The sequence below is a fragment of the Acidiferrobacter sp. SPIII_3 genome (assembly GCF_003184265.1).
GTDB lineage: Bacteria > Pseudomonadota > Gammaproteobacteria > Acidiferrobacterales > Acidiferrobacteraceae > Acidiferrobacter.
On the sequence record NZ_CP027663.1, the window covers coordinates 3004901 to 3020245 of the forward strand.

General features: G+C 62.3%; 22 protein-coding genes. 7 read left to right on the top strand and 15 right to left on the bottom strand.

Going from position 1 to position 15345, the window contains the following annotated elements; all coding sequences use genetic code 11:
• The first annotated feature begins 435 nt into the window (after window positions 1-435).
• Together C4901_RS19600 and C4901_RS15280 are read left to right on the top strand one after the other, a co-directional pair.
• Window positions 436-660: a hypothetical protein gene (locus C4901_RS19600; RefSeq protein ID WP_110138062.1), complete on the top strand. Its 225-nt coding sequence runs from the start codon at window positions 436-438 to the stop codon at window positions 658-660.
• 166 nt (window positions 661-826) lie between these two features.
• A complete protein-coding gene (locus tag C4901_RS15280; RefSeq protein WP_110138063.1) occupies window positions 827-1027 on the top strand; it encodes a DUF2283 domain-containing protein in 201 nt (66 codons plus the stop codon).
• A gap of 97 nt (window positions 1028-1124) precedes the next feature.
• Here C4901_RS15280 and C4901_RS15285 read toward each other — a convergent pair whose 3' ends face one another.
• Window positions 1125-1379 (bottom strand): BrnA antitoxin family protein, encoded by a 255-nt coding sequence (locus C4901_RS15285; protein WP_110138064.1) that lies wholly within the window; start codon window positions 1377-1379, stop codon window positions 1125-1127.
• Window positions 1380-1473: 94 nt separating this feature from the next.
• A complete protein-coding gene (locus C4901_RS15290; RefSeq protein WP_110138065.1) occupies window positions 1474-1659 on the bottom strand; it encodes a hypothetical protein in 186 nt (61 codons plus the stop codon).
• Window positions 1660-2004: 345 nt separating this feature from the next.
• On the opposite strand from C4901_RS15290, the gene C4901_RS15300 reads away from it, so the two are divergent.
• Together C4901_RS15300 and C4901_RS15305 are read left to right on the top strand one after the other, a co-directional pair.
• Window positions 2005-2514 carry an Rrf2 family transcriptional regulator gene (locus C4901_RS15300; RefSeq protein WP_110138067.1) on the top strand — a complete coding sequence of 170 codons (510 nt, stop codon included), beginning with the start codon at window positions 2005-2007 and terminating at the stop codon, window positions 2512-2514.
• 62 nt (window positions 2515-2576) lie between these two features.
• Window positions 2577-3788 (top strand): NAD(P)/FAD-dependent oxidoreductase, encoded by a 1212-nt coding sequence (locus C4901_RS15305; RefSeq protein ID WP_110138068.1) that lies wholly within the window; start codon window positions 2577-2579, stop codon window positions 3786-3788.
• A 461-nt stretch (window positions 3789-4249) separates the two neighbouring features.
• On the opposite strand, the gene C4901_RS19605 is transcribed toward C4901_RS15305, so the two are convergent.
• Window positions 4250-4951, bottom strand: coding sequence for a prepilin-type N-terminal cleavage/methylation domain-containing protein (locus C4901_RS19605; protein ID WP_370445937.1), 702 nt, complete (start codon window positions 4949-4951; stop codon window positions 4250-4252).
• Between the two features lie 408 nt (window positions 4952-5359).
• Between C4901_RS19605 and C4901_RS15315 the strand changes: the two genes are divergently transcribed.
• On the top strand, window positions 5360-5641 hold the full coding sequence (locus C4901_RS15315) for a type II toxin-antitoxin system ParD family antitoxin (RefSeq protein ID WP_110138069.1): 282 nt from the start codon (window positions 5360-5362) through the stop codon (window positions 5639-5641).
• Window positions 5638-6069 (top strand): type II toxin-antitoxin system RelE/ParE family toxin, encoded by a 432-nt coding sequence (locus C4901_RS15320; RefSeq protein ID WP_110138070.1) that lies wholly within the window; start codon window positions 5638-5640, stop codon window positions 6067-6069. Before C4901_RS15315 ends, C4901_RS15320 begins: the two co-directional genes overlap by 4 nt.
• Before the next feature lie 508 nt (window positions 6070-6577).
• Here C4901_RS15320 and C4901_RS15325 read toward each other — a convergent pair.
• Together C4901_RS15325 and C4901_RS15330 are read right to left on the bottom strand one after the other, a co-directional pair.
• Window positions 6578-6832: a BrnA antitoxin family protein gene (locus C4901_RS15325; RefSeq protein WP_110138071.1), complete on the bottom strand. Its 255-nt coding sequence runs from the start codon at window positions 6830-6832 to the stop codon at window positions 6578-6580.
• An 80-nt stretch (window positions 6833-6912) separates the two neighbouring features.
• Window positions 6913-7179, bottom strand: coding sequence for a BrnT family toxin (locus tag C4901_RS15330; protein ID WP_110138072.1), 267 nt, complete (start codon window positions 7177-7179; stop codon window positions 6913-6915).
• A gap of 129 nt (window positions 7180-7308) precedes the next feature.
• On the opposite strand from C4901_RS15330, the gene C4901_RS15335 reads away from it, so the two are divergent.
• A complete protein-coding gene (locus tag C4901_RS15335) occupies window positions 7309-8343 on the top strand; it encodes an IS110 family transposase (RefSeq protein WP_110136033.1) in 1035 nt (344 codons plus the stop codon).
• A 378-nt stretch (window positions 8344-8721) separates the two neighbouring features.
• Here C4901_RS15335 and C4901_RS15340 read toward each other — a convergent pair whose 3' ends face one another.
• From C4901_RS15340 to C4901_RS15385, 10 genes are all read right to left on the bottom strand, one after another.
• Window positions 8722-9402, bottom strand: coding sequence for a DNA-binding protein (locus C4901_RS15340; protein WP_110138073.1), 681 nt, complete (start codon window positions 9400-9402; stop codon window positions 8722-8724).
• Between the two features lie 99 nt (window positions 9403-9501).
• Entirely contained in the window at window positions 9502-10482 is a 981-nt protein-coding gene (locus C4901_RS15345; protein WP_110138074.1) for an ArdC family protein, read from the bottom strand.
• A 312-nt stretch (window positions 10483-10794) separates the two neighbouring features.
• A complete protein-coding gene (locus C4901_RS15350) occupies window positions 10795-11502 on the bottom strand; it encodes a DNA N-6-adenine-methyltransferase (protein WP_168185762.1) in 708 nt (235 codons plus the stop codon).
• 165 nt (window positions 11503-11667) lie between these two features.
• Window positions 11668-11898 (bottom strand): hypothetical protein, encoded by a 231-nt coding sequence (locus tag C4901_RS15355; protein WP_145960755.1) that lies wholly within the window; start codon window positions 11896-11898, stop codon window positions 11668-11670.
• 209 nt (window positions 11899-12107) lie between these two features.
• Window positions 12108-12461, bottom strand: a complete 354-nt coding sequence (locus C4901_RS15360) for a hypothetical protein (protein ID WP_110138077.1) — start codon at window positions 12459-12461, stop codon at window positions 12108-12110.
• A complete protein-coding gene (locus tag C4901_RS15365) occupies window positions 12454-14367 on the bottom strand; it encodes a DNA topoisomerase 3 (protein ID WP_110138078.1) in 1914 nt (637 codons plus the stop codon). Before C4901_RS15365 ends, C4901_RS15360 begins: the two co-directional genes overlap by 8 nt.
• The gene (locus C4901_RS15370) at window positions 14364-14579 is read right to left on the bottom strand and encodes a hypothetical protein (protein WP_110138079.1); all 216 of its coding nucleotides are present in this window, start codon (window positions 14577-14579) and stop codon (window positions 14364-14366) included. The genes C4901_RS15365 and C4901_RS15370 overlap by 4 nt, the downstream gene beginning before the upstream one ends.
• Entirely contained in the window at window positions 14576-14839 is a 264-nt protein-coding gene (locus C4901_RS15375) for a hypothetical protein (RefSeq protein WP_110138080.1), read from the bottom strand. The genes C4901_RS15370 and C4901_RS15375 overlap by 4 nt, the downstream gene beginning before the upstream one ends.
• Window positions 14832-15026 carry a hypothetical protein gene (locus C4901_RS15380; RefSeq protein ID WP_110138081.1) on the bottom strand — a complete coding sequence of 65 codons (195 nt, stop codon included), beginning with the start codon at window positions 15024-15026 and terminating at the stop codon, window positions 14832-14834. The genes C4901_RS15375 and C4901_RS15380 overlap by 8 nt, the downstream gene beginning before the upstream one ends.
• Complete coding sequence (locus tag C4901_RS15385) at window positions 15023-15337, bottom strand: hypothetical protein (RefSeq protein WP_110138082.1); 315 nt, start codon at window positions 15335-15337, stop codon at window positions 15023-15025. The genes C4901_RS15380 and C4901_RS15385 overlap by 4 nt, the downstream gene beginning before the upstream one ends.
• Window positions 15338-15345 lie beyond the last annotated feature (8 nt).

Here is a 15345-nt window from a genome sequence, read left to right on the forward strand (position 1 = left end):
CTGCTGTTTACAGGCCTCAGCATAGCCCTCCCACGTTGCCCTTTTCGCCACTCATTCTGTACTGGCGTGGCGGTTTCGCTCGAACACATCTGGCTTCATCGGCTTCTTGGCCGCAACCACATCCCTCGCCCACGCCCGCGTCGCTTCGCGGCGACATGCAGGGAGAATCCGTAGCCCCGAACATCGATAGCGGTGCCTCCGTGAGCGCCACCGGCTCGCCGCAGGCGGCGGCCTTGACCGGCGCGCCGGTACGGCGCCGGGTTTCTGATCCGTTAGGGACGGAATGGCGTGCTGAAAAACAGCCTCCATGGAGGTCCGCCGGCTCACACTGACCCGCTGGATGTTCTGCCAGGTGATCGGGGCGGGGAGTTTGCGCGCGCCAAACGCGCGCATTGCGTATGATGGCCGGGGCGCTCTCTGGACTGAAGGATACCAATGTTGACAACCTACGGGGCCACGATTGTAACCCTGATGATGCTGTTTTATGCCTTCGAATCCCGGTCGCACTGGTTCACGCTGGCTTTCGCGGGGGCCTGCCTAGGATCCGCGCTCTATGGATTCCTCGCAGGGACATGGCCTTTTGGCGTTGTCGAGAGTATTTGGTCGCTGGTGGCCCTGCGCAAGTGGCAAGGCATTCGTCCCCATCCCACCGGGGACTAGTTCAGGCGGCGCTGGCCAGGAACCGGGAGGCCATAGGTGAGAACATCTGCCGACCGTGACCAGGCGGGGCCTTTCGTGTGAGTCCTGTCGTATAGGCTCCAGAAGCGGCTGAAAGGGGCCAAGGCCGCCCACCGAACAACCAGATCGCGAGCGACTGGAGGGCCCCATGAAAATACGCTACGACGCGGATACCGACACACTCACTGTGCGCTTCGGCAACCGGCCCGTGAGTGAAAGCGATGAGGCGAGCCCTGGGATGATCCTGGACTTCGACAAAGCCGGTAATGTCGTCAGGATAGAGATACTGAAGGCATCCGAGGTGGGCGCTATGCCGACATCCATTGAATACGCGTACGGCGCCCCCTGAAATCCGGGCGACGGATCGCCGTGGCTTGTGGCGATGCCATCAAGGCAAGCGGGGGCCGGGCCACACCGGGGCATTCCCCATCCCGGCGACGCCGTGCTTACCGGGCGCGCTGCATCTCTTCACGGATGACGCGGCGCAGCGTGTCCTCGAAGGGCACGGCATCACGCGTGATATGCTCACGCAACGCGTCATTGATGAGTGTCTGGTAATTCCCGCCTCCGGCTGCGTTCACGTGCGCGCGAAACCACGCCAGGATGTCCTCATCCAAACGGATGGTGATGCGGGCCTTGGTGGGCACCGCCGGAACCACGGCACCGCGGCGGGCGTTGCGGAAATCGTAATGGCCTTTCATGGTTTACTCCTCATGCGGGCGGCGTTCGTGGGGCCGGCCCTTCGGGCGGAGAGGACGCGGATCACGCCCGGCTCGGGATAGGCATATACCACACCTACACCCGGCCCAGGCCATCGAGGCCGCACGTGACAAAGCACTGCCCGTCATGGTCGCGGTCTTCGGCAGCCGGCGCCCCGGGATCGTCGAAGTCGTCCACGACCGCCGCGAACTCGACCCCGCGCTTGCGACGAATGAGTACCCGCCTCCCCGTCGGCCGCTCATGGCGCATGACCTCGCGCATAGGCAATCTGTACGCGGCTTACATCTTACGCCTACCGCCCGATCTCTCTCAAAAGCGCCCACATGATCGCGTCCGTGGAGCGATTCCGCCTGCCGACCCAGAGGGTGCGGCCCTTGGCAAACACGATACGCAACCGCTTTATGAGACCACGATCTGATGACTTTTTATCGGCACCGCCCGGGCCCCGGTTTTTCCGGATGGCGGGCGCGCTGAGAATGGGCTCGGGGAACGCCAAGGCCTGATCCCCGTGTCTCGCTTATGTCGGAAACGGTCGGCCTGAGATCCTTGAGACGCTTGGCCATAATTCCGCTTTACCGTATCGGGATTGTCTGCTAACGTCGGTGCATGGCCGTTCTGGGAAAAGGCGTCGAGTACGCCCTACATTGCCTGCTCTATCTCAGCAACCCGCCGGACACGCACAGTCTGGCCGTGGGGGATATCGCCCGCTTCCAGGGAGTTTCGGAGACCTACCTTGCCAAGGTCTTCACCAAGCTCAAGAAGGCCGGATTGGTGCGCTCGGCACTCGGCGCCAAGGGCGGTTACGAACTCGCCAAGCCCCCGGAGCAGATTACGTTTTGGGACGTGGCGGTCGCCGTCGAGGGGGAGGTCCGCCTCTTCGAGTGCTGGAACATCCGCGAGAAGAGCGCGCTATACCGCGGGAAGCCCCGACCCGACTGGGCCCGGCGTGGACCCTGTACAATCCACCAGGTCATGATGGAGGCGGAGGCGCAGATCAAGGCGGCACTGGCGGCGAAGACGCTGGCCTGGTTGGCGCGGGACGTCGACCGCAAGGTCCCGAAACACCAGGAGCAGGCGGCACGTTGGTTTCGGGAGATCACGTCGCCCGAATCGTAAATATTTTTCGCATCAATTCGGATAATAGAGATCGTCTTTACCGTCATTACAAGGAGGACACCATGGAGAAGTCGATGAAGCGGTTGGTTATCGCGGGCGGTGGATTTGCCGGATTCTGGAGCGCCATGAGCGCCGCGAGACACGCCATGGCGCTTGGCGTGCGCGACAGACTCAAAATCACCCTCATCAACCGCGACGAATACCTGGGGCTTCGGCCCCGCTTCTACGAGGCCTGCCTCGCCGGGACCCGGGTGCCACTCAGGCATTGGCTGGTGCCGCTTGGCATTGACCTCGTCATGGGCGAGATCGCGAGCATCACTCCGGCATCCCGGCGCATCCAGTTTGCGAATGGGTCCAATGTCGTCCCCGACATCATCTACGACCAACTGATTCTCGCGACCGGCAGCCGCCAGACCTATCCGGACTTCGTCGAACGAGACCGCGTATTCAGCGTGGACACCTTCGCGGAGGCCACCACCCTGGACCAGCACCTGCGGGCACTCGCCGCAAGGGGCTTCCCGACACCCGCCTCTCGAACCTTCGTGGTGGTCGGGGGCAGCTTTACCGGGCTCGAAATCGTGACGGCACTGCCATCAAGACTGGAACACCTTGCGCCATCGGCCCCACGATGCACGTTCCATCTCATGGAGCGGGCCGCGGAGATCGGACCGGGCTACGCCCCCGATGCGCGCCAATACATCACAAGGCGCCTACAGCACCTTGGTATCACCGTGCACACGGGCCAAGGGGGGCTCCGTCACGAGAAGGACCAGCTGATCCTGGCGGACCACCAACGACTCCCCACCGAGACGGTGATCATCGCGACCGGCTTCGCGGCAAGCCCTCTGGCCGCCGCATTCGGTGGGCCCAGGGACCGGGGGCTGGGGCGACTCGCGGTGGATGCCTTCCTGCGCCTGCCAGGGCACCCGGAGGTACTCGCCGCAGGAGATATATCTCTGGCCATAACCGATCCCGACCACCATGCGGTCATGTCCTGCCAGCACGCCATGCCGCAAGGCCGGACCGCGGGCTACAACGCCGTAAACCTCCTGTTCAACAAGGACCCCCTACCCTATGCGCAGCCGCGCTATAGAACCTGCCTGGATCTGGGCCCCGGAGATGCGCTCGTGACCGCCGGCTGGGAACGCCACATAATGACAACTGGACCCGAAGCCAAGGCCATCAAGACCGAGGAGATCCTCAACCAAACGATCTCTCCACCCACGGACATCGCCGGCACGCTGGCCATGGCATCCCCGGCAGCCACCTCCTGACACCGCCTTGCTGCTCATCAGCAATCCAGGCTGTCCGTAAGGACACGGTCACGCAAGACCGCACTCTGTGTTGGTACAGGGGTGCAGTGTGATCGTGGCCCTGGCACAGGGAGCCCTGGCCCGAGCAACCTACGGCATAGGTGAAACCCTAAAGGCCCATCGCCTTCGTGCTCGCTCGAAATACGCCCTGACCATCCTGGCCTTGGCGTGCCGACGGAATAACGGCTGAGCGCAAACATGGCCGGACCCGCTATCAGCGCTGATGCCGGAGCGCACAACAAGACCCTTCACACAAAGACCTTTGTCGAATGGCGGATGGCTGATATTCTGGAATATTGGCTTGCAAAAAAGGCAGCGAGACTTGGCCATGCAAGCCCCATGACAAATCCGCAACGACAAAAAGAAAAAGAAAAGAGGGCGCAAACCTCGCGCCCTCTTTTAAGACTGTCTTAATATCGCTGTTACGGCGTGACAGAACCGTTCGGGCCGACATCGGTCTGGCAGTAAGATGCCGCAATCGTACATGCCGGCACTGAAACACCAGTCGGTGACGTGATGCCCGTGTTTGCGGAGGTCGAGCCGTCGCCCACGACAGCATTGACGATATCCTTCCCCAAGGTTGTATTGGTGCACAACTTCCCCGCGCCAACCGTAATGATCGTATCAGTGGTAACCGCAGGGGTGATATAAGCGCCCGGCGTGACGCCTGTGGTATAGGTAGCGCCCGTCACATCCACTTCTCCGCAGACAGTGGGAGCAGTTGCCGTGCCCCCCGAACCCGTGGCGGCGGTGCCTACACCAATAAATGCGAAATTGGGGGCCGCCGAGGTACCGGCAACAGCGGGATTTTGCGCGGTTAGACTCAATACTGGGGTCGCATCGCCGGCGGTAATAGTTATCGGCTTGCTCCCGTCTGTATTCCCTGCAGCAAGCAAGGTGTTCTGACCGGCCTGAGCCGCCGCCGCCGCACTCGTCGCCGCCGTGATGGCCGAATGGAAGTTCTGCGCCACATCCTGAGCCTTGGACGTCACGATGTACTTTTCGTACTGGGGGATGGCGATGGCCGCCAGGATACCGATGATCGCGATCACGACCATCAACTCGATCAAGGTAAAGCCGGCTTGGATACCGGCCACTAAGGGGTTCTTTGTACGCATGGCCATTAACTCCTCCCAACCTCAATAGCACCGGTTCACGATGAACGGTGTACGCACTGAGGATAGTGCATGATCCGTGCAATTTTTACGGTTTTTCGCTCAGGGGCTTACAGAGTAATGTCTTTTAAAACAGCGGTTTATGATGTCGTAGGATGTCGTTCGATGTCGTTGGCGGGTGGAGCAAGTGGAGCAATATTGGAGCAAAACGCGTTACTGTGACGCTTCGAAACAGGCGTCACAGTGACTTGAGCCGGGGAGGTATCGGGGCCCGCGCACGATCGGGCGCGCACTAGGCGAATAGATGGTGCGCGCCAGGTTGCCCGGGGAGGCTCGCCATCCCGGCATGGGCTTGGGCTGGACTGCTCACAATACGGGGCGTAGGATTAAATCCTATTCACTTGTCAGAGCTCCAGTATGCGAACAACTCAACAGTTGAGCATCACCCTACCCAAGGAAATGGCTGACGCGGTAAAGGACAAGGTGCGTTCGGGTGAGTACGCCACCGAAAGCGAGGTCATCCGGGATGGGCTGCGGGCGCTTCTCGCGCGCGACCAGGCCGTCGAAAAGTGGCTGCGCGACACTGTGGTGCCAGCAGCGGAGGCGTTGCGAGCCGACCCAGGGCAGGCCCTTACCGCAGATGAAGTGCGCGAGCATTTGGTGAAACGCAGGAAGGCGACCGCCAAGCACCGAACGTGAGCCACACCGTCCAGTTTTCTCCCGCAGCCCGCGACCAGCTGGCTGAACTCGAGGACTACTTAAGCGAGGCTGCGTCACCTGCCGTCGCCTCCCGCTACGTCGATGCCATCATCGCGTATTGTGAAGGGCTTGCCACGTTCCCGATGCGTGGCCGTGGGCGCGACGACATCCTAGCGGGTTTGCGTATCACCATCATCGCGTATTGTGAAGGGCTTGCCACGTTCCCGATGCGTGGCCGTGGGCGCGACGACATCCTAGCGGGTTTGCGTATCACAAACTACCGTCGCCGTGCCGTGATTGCGTTTCTCGTGGACGCCGAAGCGCAGATCGTGTCCATCGTCGGCGTTTACTACGGGGGCCGAGACTTCGAAGCCATCCTTCGGGGCGCCCCCGAAGAGGATCGCCCGCCGGATCTCAAAGACTCCTAGAACGAATTTCGTCCAAGCCTGCACAATGAAGGGCTTACGCGCGCCTTTGCTCAAAAGGGCGTTTTTCGCCCATTTGCCATCGAAGCGTGCGCGGTCCCCGAGCGTTCCGCCTGTATCGCTAGGACGCAAGACGTCTAAGCCTGACAAATCAATGGCTTGCGCAAAGGTCTGGAAAACGGACCTTTGACCCCGGTACCGATCTCTGGCCGCCATGGCTGCGATCACTGATCCTGCTACCCTAAGTTCAACTGAGGGTACTAAAATCAATGACTTGTAAGCTATTGATCCCAGTACCCTAGATTCAAACTATGCTACCCTGAATAGTATTCAGGGTACTAAAATCAATGACTTACGCGCGGGCACGCTATGGCTCAGCTGTGCGTCTCGTCGCTTGTGCCGGGATTATTGTCGCTAAGTCGTTGTTGTATAAGACTGTCGGTAATACCGACGGTCGATTTCACGCCTATGCACGCCCTTGAGGTTGTGTCGGCCGGCCCGGATGACTTTACTACCCAGACTTTGACACCATTTCTTCGCGCAGAATCCGGCGCAGGGTCCTGGCCGTCAAGGGCTTGTCGTCCTTGGCGAGCGAGGCCTTGAGCGCCTCATTCATGAGGGTCTGGTATCCACCGCCCATCTGTTCGGCGCGCGCCCGGAACGCGGCCAGGATGTCATCGTCGATATAGATCGTAATGCGCCTCTTCCCTTTCGTGGGCAGGACCGCACCGCGTTTGCCTTTCGAAAAATCGTATTCATCCCTCATAATCGCTTACCTCGCGTCGTGTTGCGCGCCGTGCCGAGATCAGCCGGATCTCATCGTCCCGTCCTTTCGAAAAATCGTATTCATCCCTCATAATCGCTTACCTCGCGTCGTGTTGCGCGCCGTGCCGAGATCAGCCGGATCTCATCGTCCCGTAGCGTATAGACCACCACCATAATGACCCCAGCGCTCCCCATGCCAACGGCAATAAACCGTTCCTCGGTCTGCGCGTCCGGGTCCAGACAATGAAGGGCGAGCGGATCGGAAAAGACTCCTTCGGCATCGGCGAATGAGACCCCGTGTTTCTTGAGGTTGCCGTCCGCCTTGATGGGATCAAACTGGAAGCGCATGGCGTCATTATACATATAACGTGCATACCTTCACAAGATTGTAATGGGATGGTCGCCCCCTCCCTAAACGGCATCAGACGTGCCAAAGTGAGTGGTGCGATAGACCACGCAAATAGAGAGGAGACGACGATGAAGATTACAACGATCGGAGTGGATCTGGCAAAGACGGTTTTCGCGATCCATGGGGTGGATGCCCGCGGCAAGGCCGTTCTGAGGAAATCCCTAAAGCGCCATCAGGTGCTCGCATTCTTTGGCAATCTTCCGCCGTGCCTCGTCGGCATGGAGGCCTGTGGCAGCGCCCATCATTGGGCCCGGCAACTGACGGCCCTCGGACACACGGTGAAGTTGATGGCTCCGCAATTCGTGAAGCCTTACGTGAAGACCAACAAAAATGATTCCGCCGACGCCGAGGCGATCTGTGAGGCGGTGGCGCGTCCCACTATGCGTTTCGTGCCTGGAAAGACGGCCGAGAGCCAGGCCATCCTCGCTGTCCACCGCGCCCGCCAGGCGTTCGTGAAGGCCCGCACCGCGCAGGCCAATCAGATTCGCGGACTGCTCTCGGAGTTCGGGCTTGTGATCCCGCAAGGCCTCGGTCGTATCGCCCCACAGATTCCGAGGATACTGGAGGACGCCGACAACGGCCTGCCCGACACCATGCGCCCGTTGATCGCGCGGCTGGCCGCCCATCTGAAGGAGCTGGACCGCCAGGTAGACGAGCTCGAAGCCGAAATCCAGGCGTGGCACCGCCAGAGCGATGCCAGCCGGCGGCTCCAGAAAGTCCCCGGCATCGGACCGCTCACGGCCAGCGCGCTCGTGGCCTCGATCGGAGACGCAACGGCCTTTGTCAACGGCCGCCAGTTCGCCGCCTTTCTCGGGCTTGTGCCCCGGCAACACTCCAGTGGCGGCAAGCCCACGCTGCTTGGCATCAGTAAACGCGGGGACGTGTATCTGCGCACCCTTCTGATCCACGGGGCGCGCGCCGTGATCCGCGCCTCGGAGCGCAAGACGGATACGGATAGCTGGCTCAAGCGGCTCATGGGCCGGCGCAACAAGAACGTCGCGGCCGTCGCGCTCGCGAACAAGAACGCCCGTATCGTGTGGGCGCTGCTCGCCCATGGGCGAGACTACCAGGAAGGCTTCACACCGGTGTCCGTGGCCGCGTGAGGAGCCGACTGCCAGAAAGAGAGGTTTTGATAGAAAGAGGCTCACCACCGATTGCACAGGCAATCACGACGTGATGGCAATAAGGTCAGACCGTGATCGAGGAAACCTGCCTTAAACACCGTGCCTTCAGCACGCTCTTGTGATCAGGCCTCGATCAGCGGATTCCATCAGGTTCCATCAGGGACAGAGGGGTATCCCTCATACAAAGTCCGGATGTATGACAGCAATCTTTACCTTACTGACCGTCATAACGTGAAGGCTTGGCAAATAGGGGGCGACCATGTATGTTTAAATGGCCCCGGATCGCCTTTCAGGGCTTCTTCCGCCCAGTCGCGCTGCCGGCGCCCTTCGCATCATCCAGCCGCTCCCGCAGATCCGTCACGCGGGCCGTGAGGACGGCGGCCTCCTGCTCGGCCTGGATGCGCCCCTGACGCTCCCGCTCCAGGTCCGCGCGTAGGGACGTGATCTCCGCTCGGCCTGGATGCGCCCCTGACGCTCCCGCTCCAGGTCCGCGCGTAGGGACGTGATCTCCGCCTCCAGGCGGGGTAGGCCTTCCAAGCGAAGCGCGGCCTTCGCTAGCTCCACGCGTGCGACTTCCGCCGCCTGGCGTTCGCGGGTGATCTCGTCCCGGGCGATTGCCAGATCAGCGGTGAGCTGCGCGGCCTTGCCCTCGATGCCGGCCCGGTCGGCGGTCACGCTCTCGATCTGCAGGGAGAGGTCGCGGATGGTCTCCGTCTGGCGCTCGTTCTCGGCGGCCAGGTCGGCGGTCACTGCCTGGTGTTCCGCGATGTCGGCTTCCAGTGGGGCCCGGGCGCCGGCAATCTCCGTGCCCATGAAGTCCAGGAGTGCGCGCTGTAAGGCCGGCGGCAGCGCCAGATCCCCCGCCGTCCGGCGCTCGTGGGCGCCCCGCCACTCTTGCAATAGCTTGTTGATAGTCCCCATGCTGCCGCCGCCGACCTGCTCGCGCACGGCGCGTAGGGTGGGTTTGCCGCCGGCTGCCTGGATGCTGTCGGCAATGCCGGCCACCTGCTCGTATGTCACGGTTGCGTCGCGTCCCATGGGTGCCTCCTGATATGGTACGATATGATATGTCTGATACGCTATGATACGGAATAACGCAAGGAGGACCCCGGAGCGATCCGGGGCTTCCCTGTCCGTCTACGCGGCCCCCACAAGGAGGGGGTTGTCCACTGCCTCCGTCCGCGCCTCGGCCTCGGCGTGTCCCTTGATGAACGTGGCGGCCTTGCTGGCGGCTGCGGCGGCCGTGAAAATCGCCTTCTTGTCGCTCTTCAAAACCCGGACCCAGTTCGCCAGGTAATGGGCGTGGTCCTCGCGCGTTGCGGGCAGGATGCCGACCTCGGCGCAGAGGAACGCGGCGCCTAGCTCGGCGATCAGTTCCTCCATGGCGTAAGCCTCGTCACCGAAGCGGGTTGAAAACTGGCGGGCAAGACGGGACTGGTGGCCCGTCGCATGGGTCGCTTCGTGGTAGGCCACTGAGTAGAAAGCCTCAGGGTTTACGAAGGTCTCGCGGGCCGGCATGTGAATCTCGTCCCGGCTTGGGATATAGCAGGCCTGGGTCCCGCCTTCGCGGATGGGGGCCGGCGTGTGCTGCAAGAGGGCTTCGGCGTCGGCCAGGACCTCGAAGGCCGGACGGGCTTCCGTGGCCGGGGCTGTGATGCCGTCGATCTGGTCGAGGTTGAACACGCGAAAGGATTTGAGGACAGCACCCGTCTTGGTCTCGGTCTCGCCGGTCTCGGTGTTGGTCTCCTGCGACTCCCACGGCTTGTAGAAGATGCACAATTCGGAATGCTCCCCCTTGCGCACCTGGCCGCCCACGGCCTGCGCCTGGCGGTATGTGAGCCAGTACGGGGACTTGTACCCGCGCGACATCGCGGCACCCCATAGGATGAGCGTGTTCATGCCCGTGTAGGGCTTGCCGGTGGCGAGATTCAGCGGTAAGGACGGCTGGGCGTCCCACAAGCGGCGGCCCTGGCCCTGGCTGGTCTCCATGGCCTCCAAAATCTGGTTCGTGACCTGCTGGTAGATGTCGAAGGTTTCGCCCCCCTGCGGATTGTTGAGACCCGAACCCTCGACCTTGACTTGGCTTCTGGCGTCCTGCTTGCGGCTGTTCGTATTCATGTCTTGTCTCCTGTTTGTGTGGTCCTGCGTCTTGCGTCAACCGTCGCCCTCACTGAGGGCCGCGTCAGCGAGCGGGTTACGACCGGCGGGGACCGTGACAACGCGCCTTACCGTTGGCGCGGGACCTGCAAGGGAGTCGCGAGCGCAAGCGGCACCGGGCGACGGCTGACGCTGGCAGGACCATGGAGACAAGGGAGGAATGAGAACAGCCGCGGACGCCGGGTGACAAGCTCTTGACCGATTTGAGATTTTGCCTTGTTTTTGGGGGTACCTGGGTAAGGGCTCGCCCGAGATCGTGGCTCCTGGGGCTTCTCAGGCGGCCGTTTTTTGCGCGGGGATATGCCAGGCGCCGGGGAGAGCCGCCGCAATACGCTCGGCCAACGCGGGATCGCCCCATACCGCAATCGCGCTCGGGAAGGGCGCGGCATGCGCGCCGCCGCCAAAGCGCAGGCGGCCTTTGAGCATGATCACGTCGGCCTGGTCGGCGACCGCGTCGTGCCACCAACGCGTGTCCGTGCGACTCGGCACAAGGCCTATTACGACAGCGCCGGCATTCGCTTCGTCCGCACACTTGGCGACCCATCGGGGAAGCGCTCGCGAATATGGCGGGTTCACGAACACCAGGCCGCGCCACGGCTGCGATAGTCCGTCATCGGCTTCCGTCCAGCGCACGAGCGCCGGCACTGGTCCGTCCGATGACGGCGAGCAAGGGTCAAGATCGAATTCGGAGCGGCCGGCGGCGGCCAGGATAGAGGCCAGCAAATCTTGTGGCGTCCGCCAGGTCTGGTCCCGGCTGGACATACATGCCGAGTAGGATTTCCGTTCTGCGATTCTAGGCGTGACTTTGAGGGCCGCTGCCAGGGTGACATAACTCTGGATGGTGCCCTCGCCTCTCGCCAATGCCGCCACAGTCATCCGGGCGAGACCTGCACGCTTTGCGATCTCGCGCTGTCCGACCTTCTGAGCCAGTGTTGCCGGGTCCGGCCGGAGTTCATACCCGGCCTCGCGCAAGGCCGCCATCAGAACGGCGAGTCGCCCCTGTCCTTTGCGGATTCGGTGGATGGTCTGCCTGGGTAGATCCAGGTCCGGCAAGTGGCTCAAAAAGTGATACATATGCGTCTCATTTTTTAGGCCAGTATAGACGATAAAAAGGCCGGGGAGTGACCCCGGCCTGGTCATTTTGGATTACGCTGCGTCGTCGGGCTCGGCCTGGGCGGCCAGCCACTCGTCCAGAGGCGAATACGCTTGGGCGGAATCTTCTTCCTCATCAAAGATTATCTCAATTCCCGTCGCGTCCTGGAACTCCTGGAAGATCTCGCGAGACGTTTGGTCGGGGGAGATTTCCATGGAGTGCATGATGCTGACGACCAGGGTCATACAGCCCCGCGTTTTGCGGATCTCGATCTCGGCCGGCATGTCCTCCCCATCCACTACAACATCGCGGTATATCCTTACTCGTTTTTTCATTCTCGGCGTGCCTCGTGATGAGAGCCGCCCACAATGGGCGGCCTACTCTTATCCCCATGCACGGAAATTCGTGCATCGGTGCCCACTATTCTCCGTGGCGATCAAACGCACGTGGCGGCGAATAGCCCTATTCTGATCGCCGAGTTTGCCGCGAGTGATCACGACATTGGCCGAGTCGGGGTCCGGAGCCACCGGACGATCAGGCGGTCCAACCACAAGGCGCCCACACCCCCAACAAAAAGCGCGGCGCCGACCATGAGCGACGCCTGCCAGGAGCCCGCGACGTACGCGTACGATTGGTCAAAATGGCCGCGTCCGGGATGGTGCCAGCGGCCGTTAAACCAGAACTCGTGGTGCCAAAACGTCGCCCGCAGATCTCGTCCAAGAAAGACGATCACGGTCCAGGGCTGCGGCACCCACCAGCGGACGGCCCATAAGATCGCGCCGGCGATACCGAGAGTGAGCGCCAGGAAGCGCAGGGTGCGCGCGGCCGGACCGATTGTCTTATCCATGTGACCTCCGTTTCTTGGTGGTGGTTTTGGCCTTGGGCTTGGCGGCGGTCGCCGGCATCGCGAGCATGGCGCTCGCCTTGACGGCCTCCACCCTCTTGGTCACGAACGCCCGTTGCTGCTTTTCGAAGTCCTCCAGCGTCCTGGAGCCGGCCGCGACCTCGGCAAGCGCATCCTCCCATAACCCAGTCACCCCGGGATCGGTGAGGGCCGGCGGTAGTGCTGCAATCAGGATACGACCAGCTTCCGTGGAAAGGATCTGCTTGCCCTTGCGCTCCACGAATCCGCGTTTGACCAGAACCTCGATGATGCTCGCGCGCGTCGCCTCGGTCCCGAGCCCGCTCGTTTCTTTCAGGCGGGCTTTGATCTTGGGATCGGTCACAAGCCGGTGAACCGAGGACATAGCGGCGATCAGCGTGCCGTCCGTAAACCGCGCGGGCGGTTTCGTTACCCGGTGATCCACGCGACCATCCACCCACTCCACCTGGTCGCCTACGCGCATCAGCGGCAGGACCTGCGCGTCCGCGTCCTGTTTGTCCTGGCCGCCCAGCACCGCCCGCCATCCAGCCGCCAGCTGCGTCCGGCCCCGCGCCTCCCATTCATGGCCGCCGGATAGAGTCACTGTGACGGTTTTCGTGTAGCGGTGGGGCGGATAAAACTGTGCCAGGTAGGCGCGGCAGATGAGATCGTAGACTTGGCGCTCGGTCTCGGACAGCGCATCGACGGATACCTGATCGTGACTGGTCGGGATGATGCCATGGTGCGCCGTGATTTTGCCGTCGTTCCAGGCCGCGCTTTTTAGACTCATATCCGCGCCCTGCACGAGTCCCGCCATGTCCGGATTCACGCGGGCGACGGCGGCCAGCACGAGGCGGGCATCGGACAACTGCGACTCGGGCAGATAGGCGCAATCGGTGCGCGGGTAGGAAGTCAGTTTGTGCGTTTCGTACAGGGCCTGCGCCGCATCAAGCGTAGCCTTCGCGCTCAGACCATGGCGCGAGCTCGCGACGGCCTGGAGCCGGGATAATGTGAACGGCAAGGGCGGCGGCTCCTGACCGTCTTCCGTGTCGAAGGTCTTGACCGTGCCCGCCTGATGGTCGGCGGCCGCGATAATGGCCTGGGCGGCCGGGAGGTTTATCAGCCGGCCTTCGGCATCGAGGCCGTCCACGGTGGCCGGCGCCTTCCATGTCGCCTTATAGGTTCCGTTATTGTGGCGGAACGTGAGGACCGGGACATAAAAGGTTATGGGGCTAAAGGCGTCGATTTCGGCATCCCGGCGCACGACAAGGGCCAAAGTGGGCGTCTGTACCCGACCGACGCTAACGACACCCTGGCCGTTGGATTTCAGAGTGAATGCGCGGGTCAAATTCATTCCCACGAGCCAGTCCGCGCGGGCCCGCGCTTCGGCGGCGTCGCGCAAGGGGCGGTACAGCGAGTTGTCTTTCAGATCGGCAAGCGCCTTTTGGACGCTCGCCGGGTCGAGGGCCGCCAACCAAATCCGCTTGGTGGGACCGCGCCAGTGCATCGCCTCCAGGATCTCATCGACCAGAAGCTGACCCTCGCGGTCCGGATCGCCCGCGTTCACAACCGTGTCCGCGTCTTTCAGAAGTTTGCGGATGGCCGCCAGCTGCTCGCGGGCCTCGGACTTCGGGATCTTCTGCCACTCCTGGGGGATGATGGGCAGGTCCTCCAGGCGCCAGCGTTTGCGTTTGCGGCCCTTGCCGTTTTTGGGTACCGAGTCGGGCAGATACACATCGGGCTCGGCTTGCTCGAATAGATGCCCAAAGGCCCACGTGACAATAACGCCCCCGCCACACTCGATGTGCGTCCGTGCGGCCTTACGTGGGCCAGGAAGTTGCGCGGCAATCGCTTTGCCCAAGCTCGGTTTTTCGGCAATGTACAAGATCATAAATCCACCTCCGTCAATCCGTGCGCGGCGATCCAGTCGCGGGCTTCCTCCGTGGACAGCGCCCGTTGAAAGCGGCCATGGGTCCCCCACATGGCCGGCCACATGGTGGTTTCCAGTAGGAAGCCGTCTGGCGTCCGGTAGAGCGCGGCCGTGACGCGATCCTCCGCGACCACGGCCAGCAACACCAGCAAGTCCTCGGCCGCCTCGCTCACCGCGGCGTGTCCTCGTCCACTCCTATGATGGCGCGGACGGCAGCCATGTACGACATTCCCGCGACCTCCGTCAGCCAGTCCAACGCCTCGTCAGCCTCGAGATCGGCTACCTCTACATCGCCCTCGTTGATCTCAACCCCGACACTCTCCAGCACAAACTTTCCACTGTCAGGGTCAAAATATAGGGTGTGGTGCGTCCCGCACCCGGGGGACTGCTCTTCCAAGAACTCCGCGATCTTCTCTGCTTGGTAGTTACTCATCGTCGTTGCCCTCCCGGGCGTGGTGTTGGTAATAGGTATCGGCGCCCACGAAAATGGCGACCGTGATCAGACACGCGATCCAAAATGGCGTGTGGTAGGCGAACAATAGGATGTCGATCGTGAATGTAGCCGCCATCAAGAGCAGCCCCCAAAACACCGACCCCTCCATCCATTCCTCGGGGCTCACGGCCGCCCCCGTACGGGCGCGATCTTGAGTTTCACGAGCTCGCCCTGGTGCAGCGCCATGGCTGTGCGGGCACTGGTCTGGAGGGTCAGCCGGACGGGCGGCCAGGACACACTCTCCAGCACCACGTACGTCGGCAACGGCCACACCACGCGGAAGCGATTGGCGATGATGCGGGTGCGCAGGATCGACCGAGAGGGGATCGTGATGGTGGGCACGTGCGGCGCCGGCTTCTGGTGGACAGCGACCTGCGGCGAGGCCACGGCCAGGGCCGGGGCAGCCAGCAGGGCCAGTGCAATAGCGATCTTTTTCATGGTATGAC

Bases quoted from the DNA above. Each gene is read 5' to 3' on its own strand.
- C4901_RS15345 (WP_110138074.1), bottom strand. From the start codon at position 10,482: ATGAATACGAACAGCCGCAAGCAGGACGCCAGAAGCCAAGTCAAGGTC.
- C4901_RS15365 (WP_110138078.1), bottom strand. From the start codon at position 14,367: ATGATCTTGTACATTGCCGAAAAACCGAGCTTGGGCAAAGCGATTGCC.
- C4901_RS15330 (WP_110138072.1), bottom strand. From the start codon at position 7,179: ATGCGCTTCCAGTTTGATCCCATCAAGGCGGACGGCAACCTCAAGAAA.
- C4901_RS15290 (WP_110138065.1), bottom strand. From the start codon at position 1,659: ATGCGCGAGGTCATGCGCCATGAGCGGCCGACGGGGAGGCGGGTACTC.
- C4901_RS15375 (WP_110138080.1), bottom strand. From the start codon at position 14,839: ATGAGTAACTACCAAGCAGAGAAGATCGCGGAGTTCTTGGAAGAGCAG.
- C4901_RS15360 (WP_110138077.1), bottom strand. From the start codon at position 12,461: ATGGATAAGACAATCGGTCCGGCCGCGCGCACCCTGCGCTTCCTGGCG.
- C4901_RS15305 (WP_110138068.1), top strand. From the start codon at position 2,577: ATGGAGAAGTCGATGAAGCGGTTGGTTATCGCGGGCGGTGGATTTGCC.
- C4901_RS19605 (WP_370445937.1), bottom strand. From the start codon at position 4,951: ATGGCCATGCGTACAAAGAACCCCTTAGTGGCCGGTATCCAAGCCGGC.
- C4901_RS15315 (WP_110138069.1), top strand. From the start codon at position 5,360: ATGCGAACAACTCAACAGTTGAGCATCACCCTACCCAAGGAAATGGCT.
- C4901_RS15285 (WP_110138064.1), bottom strand. From the start codon at position 1,379: ATGAAAGGCCATTACGATTTCCGCAACGCCCGCCGCGGTGCCGTGGTT.
- C4901_RS15300 (WP_110138067.1), top strand. From the start codon at position 2,005: ATGGCCGTTCTGGGAAAAGGCGTCGAGTACGCCCTACATTGCCTGCTC.
- C4901_RS19600 (WP_110138062.1), top strand. From the start codon at position 436: ATGTTGACAACCTACGGGGCCACGATTGTAACCCTGATGATGCTGTTT.
- C4901_RS15335 (WP_110136033.1), top strand. From the start codon at position 7,309: ATGAAGATTACAACGATCGGAGTGGATCTGGCAAAGACGGTTTTCGCG.
- C4901_RS15350 (WP_168185762.1), bottom strand. From the start codon at position 11,502: ATGGCGGCCTTGCGCGAGGCCGGGTATGAACTCCGGCCGGACCCGGCA.
- C4901_RS15385 (WP_110138082.1), bottom strand. From the start codon at position 15,337: ATGAAAAAGATCGCTATTGCACTGGCCCTGCTGGCTGCCCCGGCCCTG.
- C4901_RS15340 (WP_110138073.1), bottom strand. From the start codon at position 9,402: ATGGGACGCGACGCAACCGTGACATACGAGCAGGTGGCCGGCATTGCC.
- C4901_RS15280 (WP_110138063.1), top strand. From the start codon at position 827: ATGAAAATACGCTACGACGCGGATACCGACACACTCACTGTGCGCTTC.
- C4901_RS15355 (WP_145960755.1), bottom strand. From the start codon at position 11,898: ATGCCGGCCGAGATCGAGATCCGCAAAACGCGGGGCTGTATGACCCTG.
- C4901_RS15325 (WP_110138071.1), bottom strand. From the start codon at position 6,832: ATGAGGGATGAATACGATTTTTCGAAAGGCAAACGCGGTGCGGTCCTG.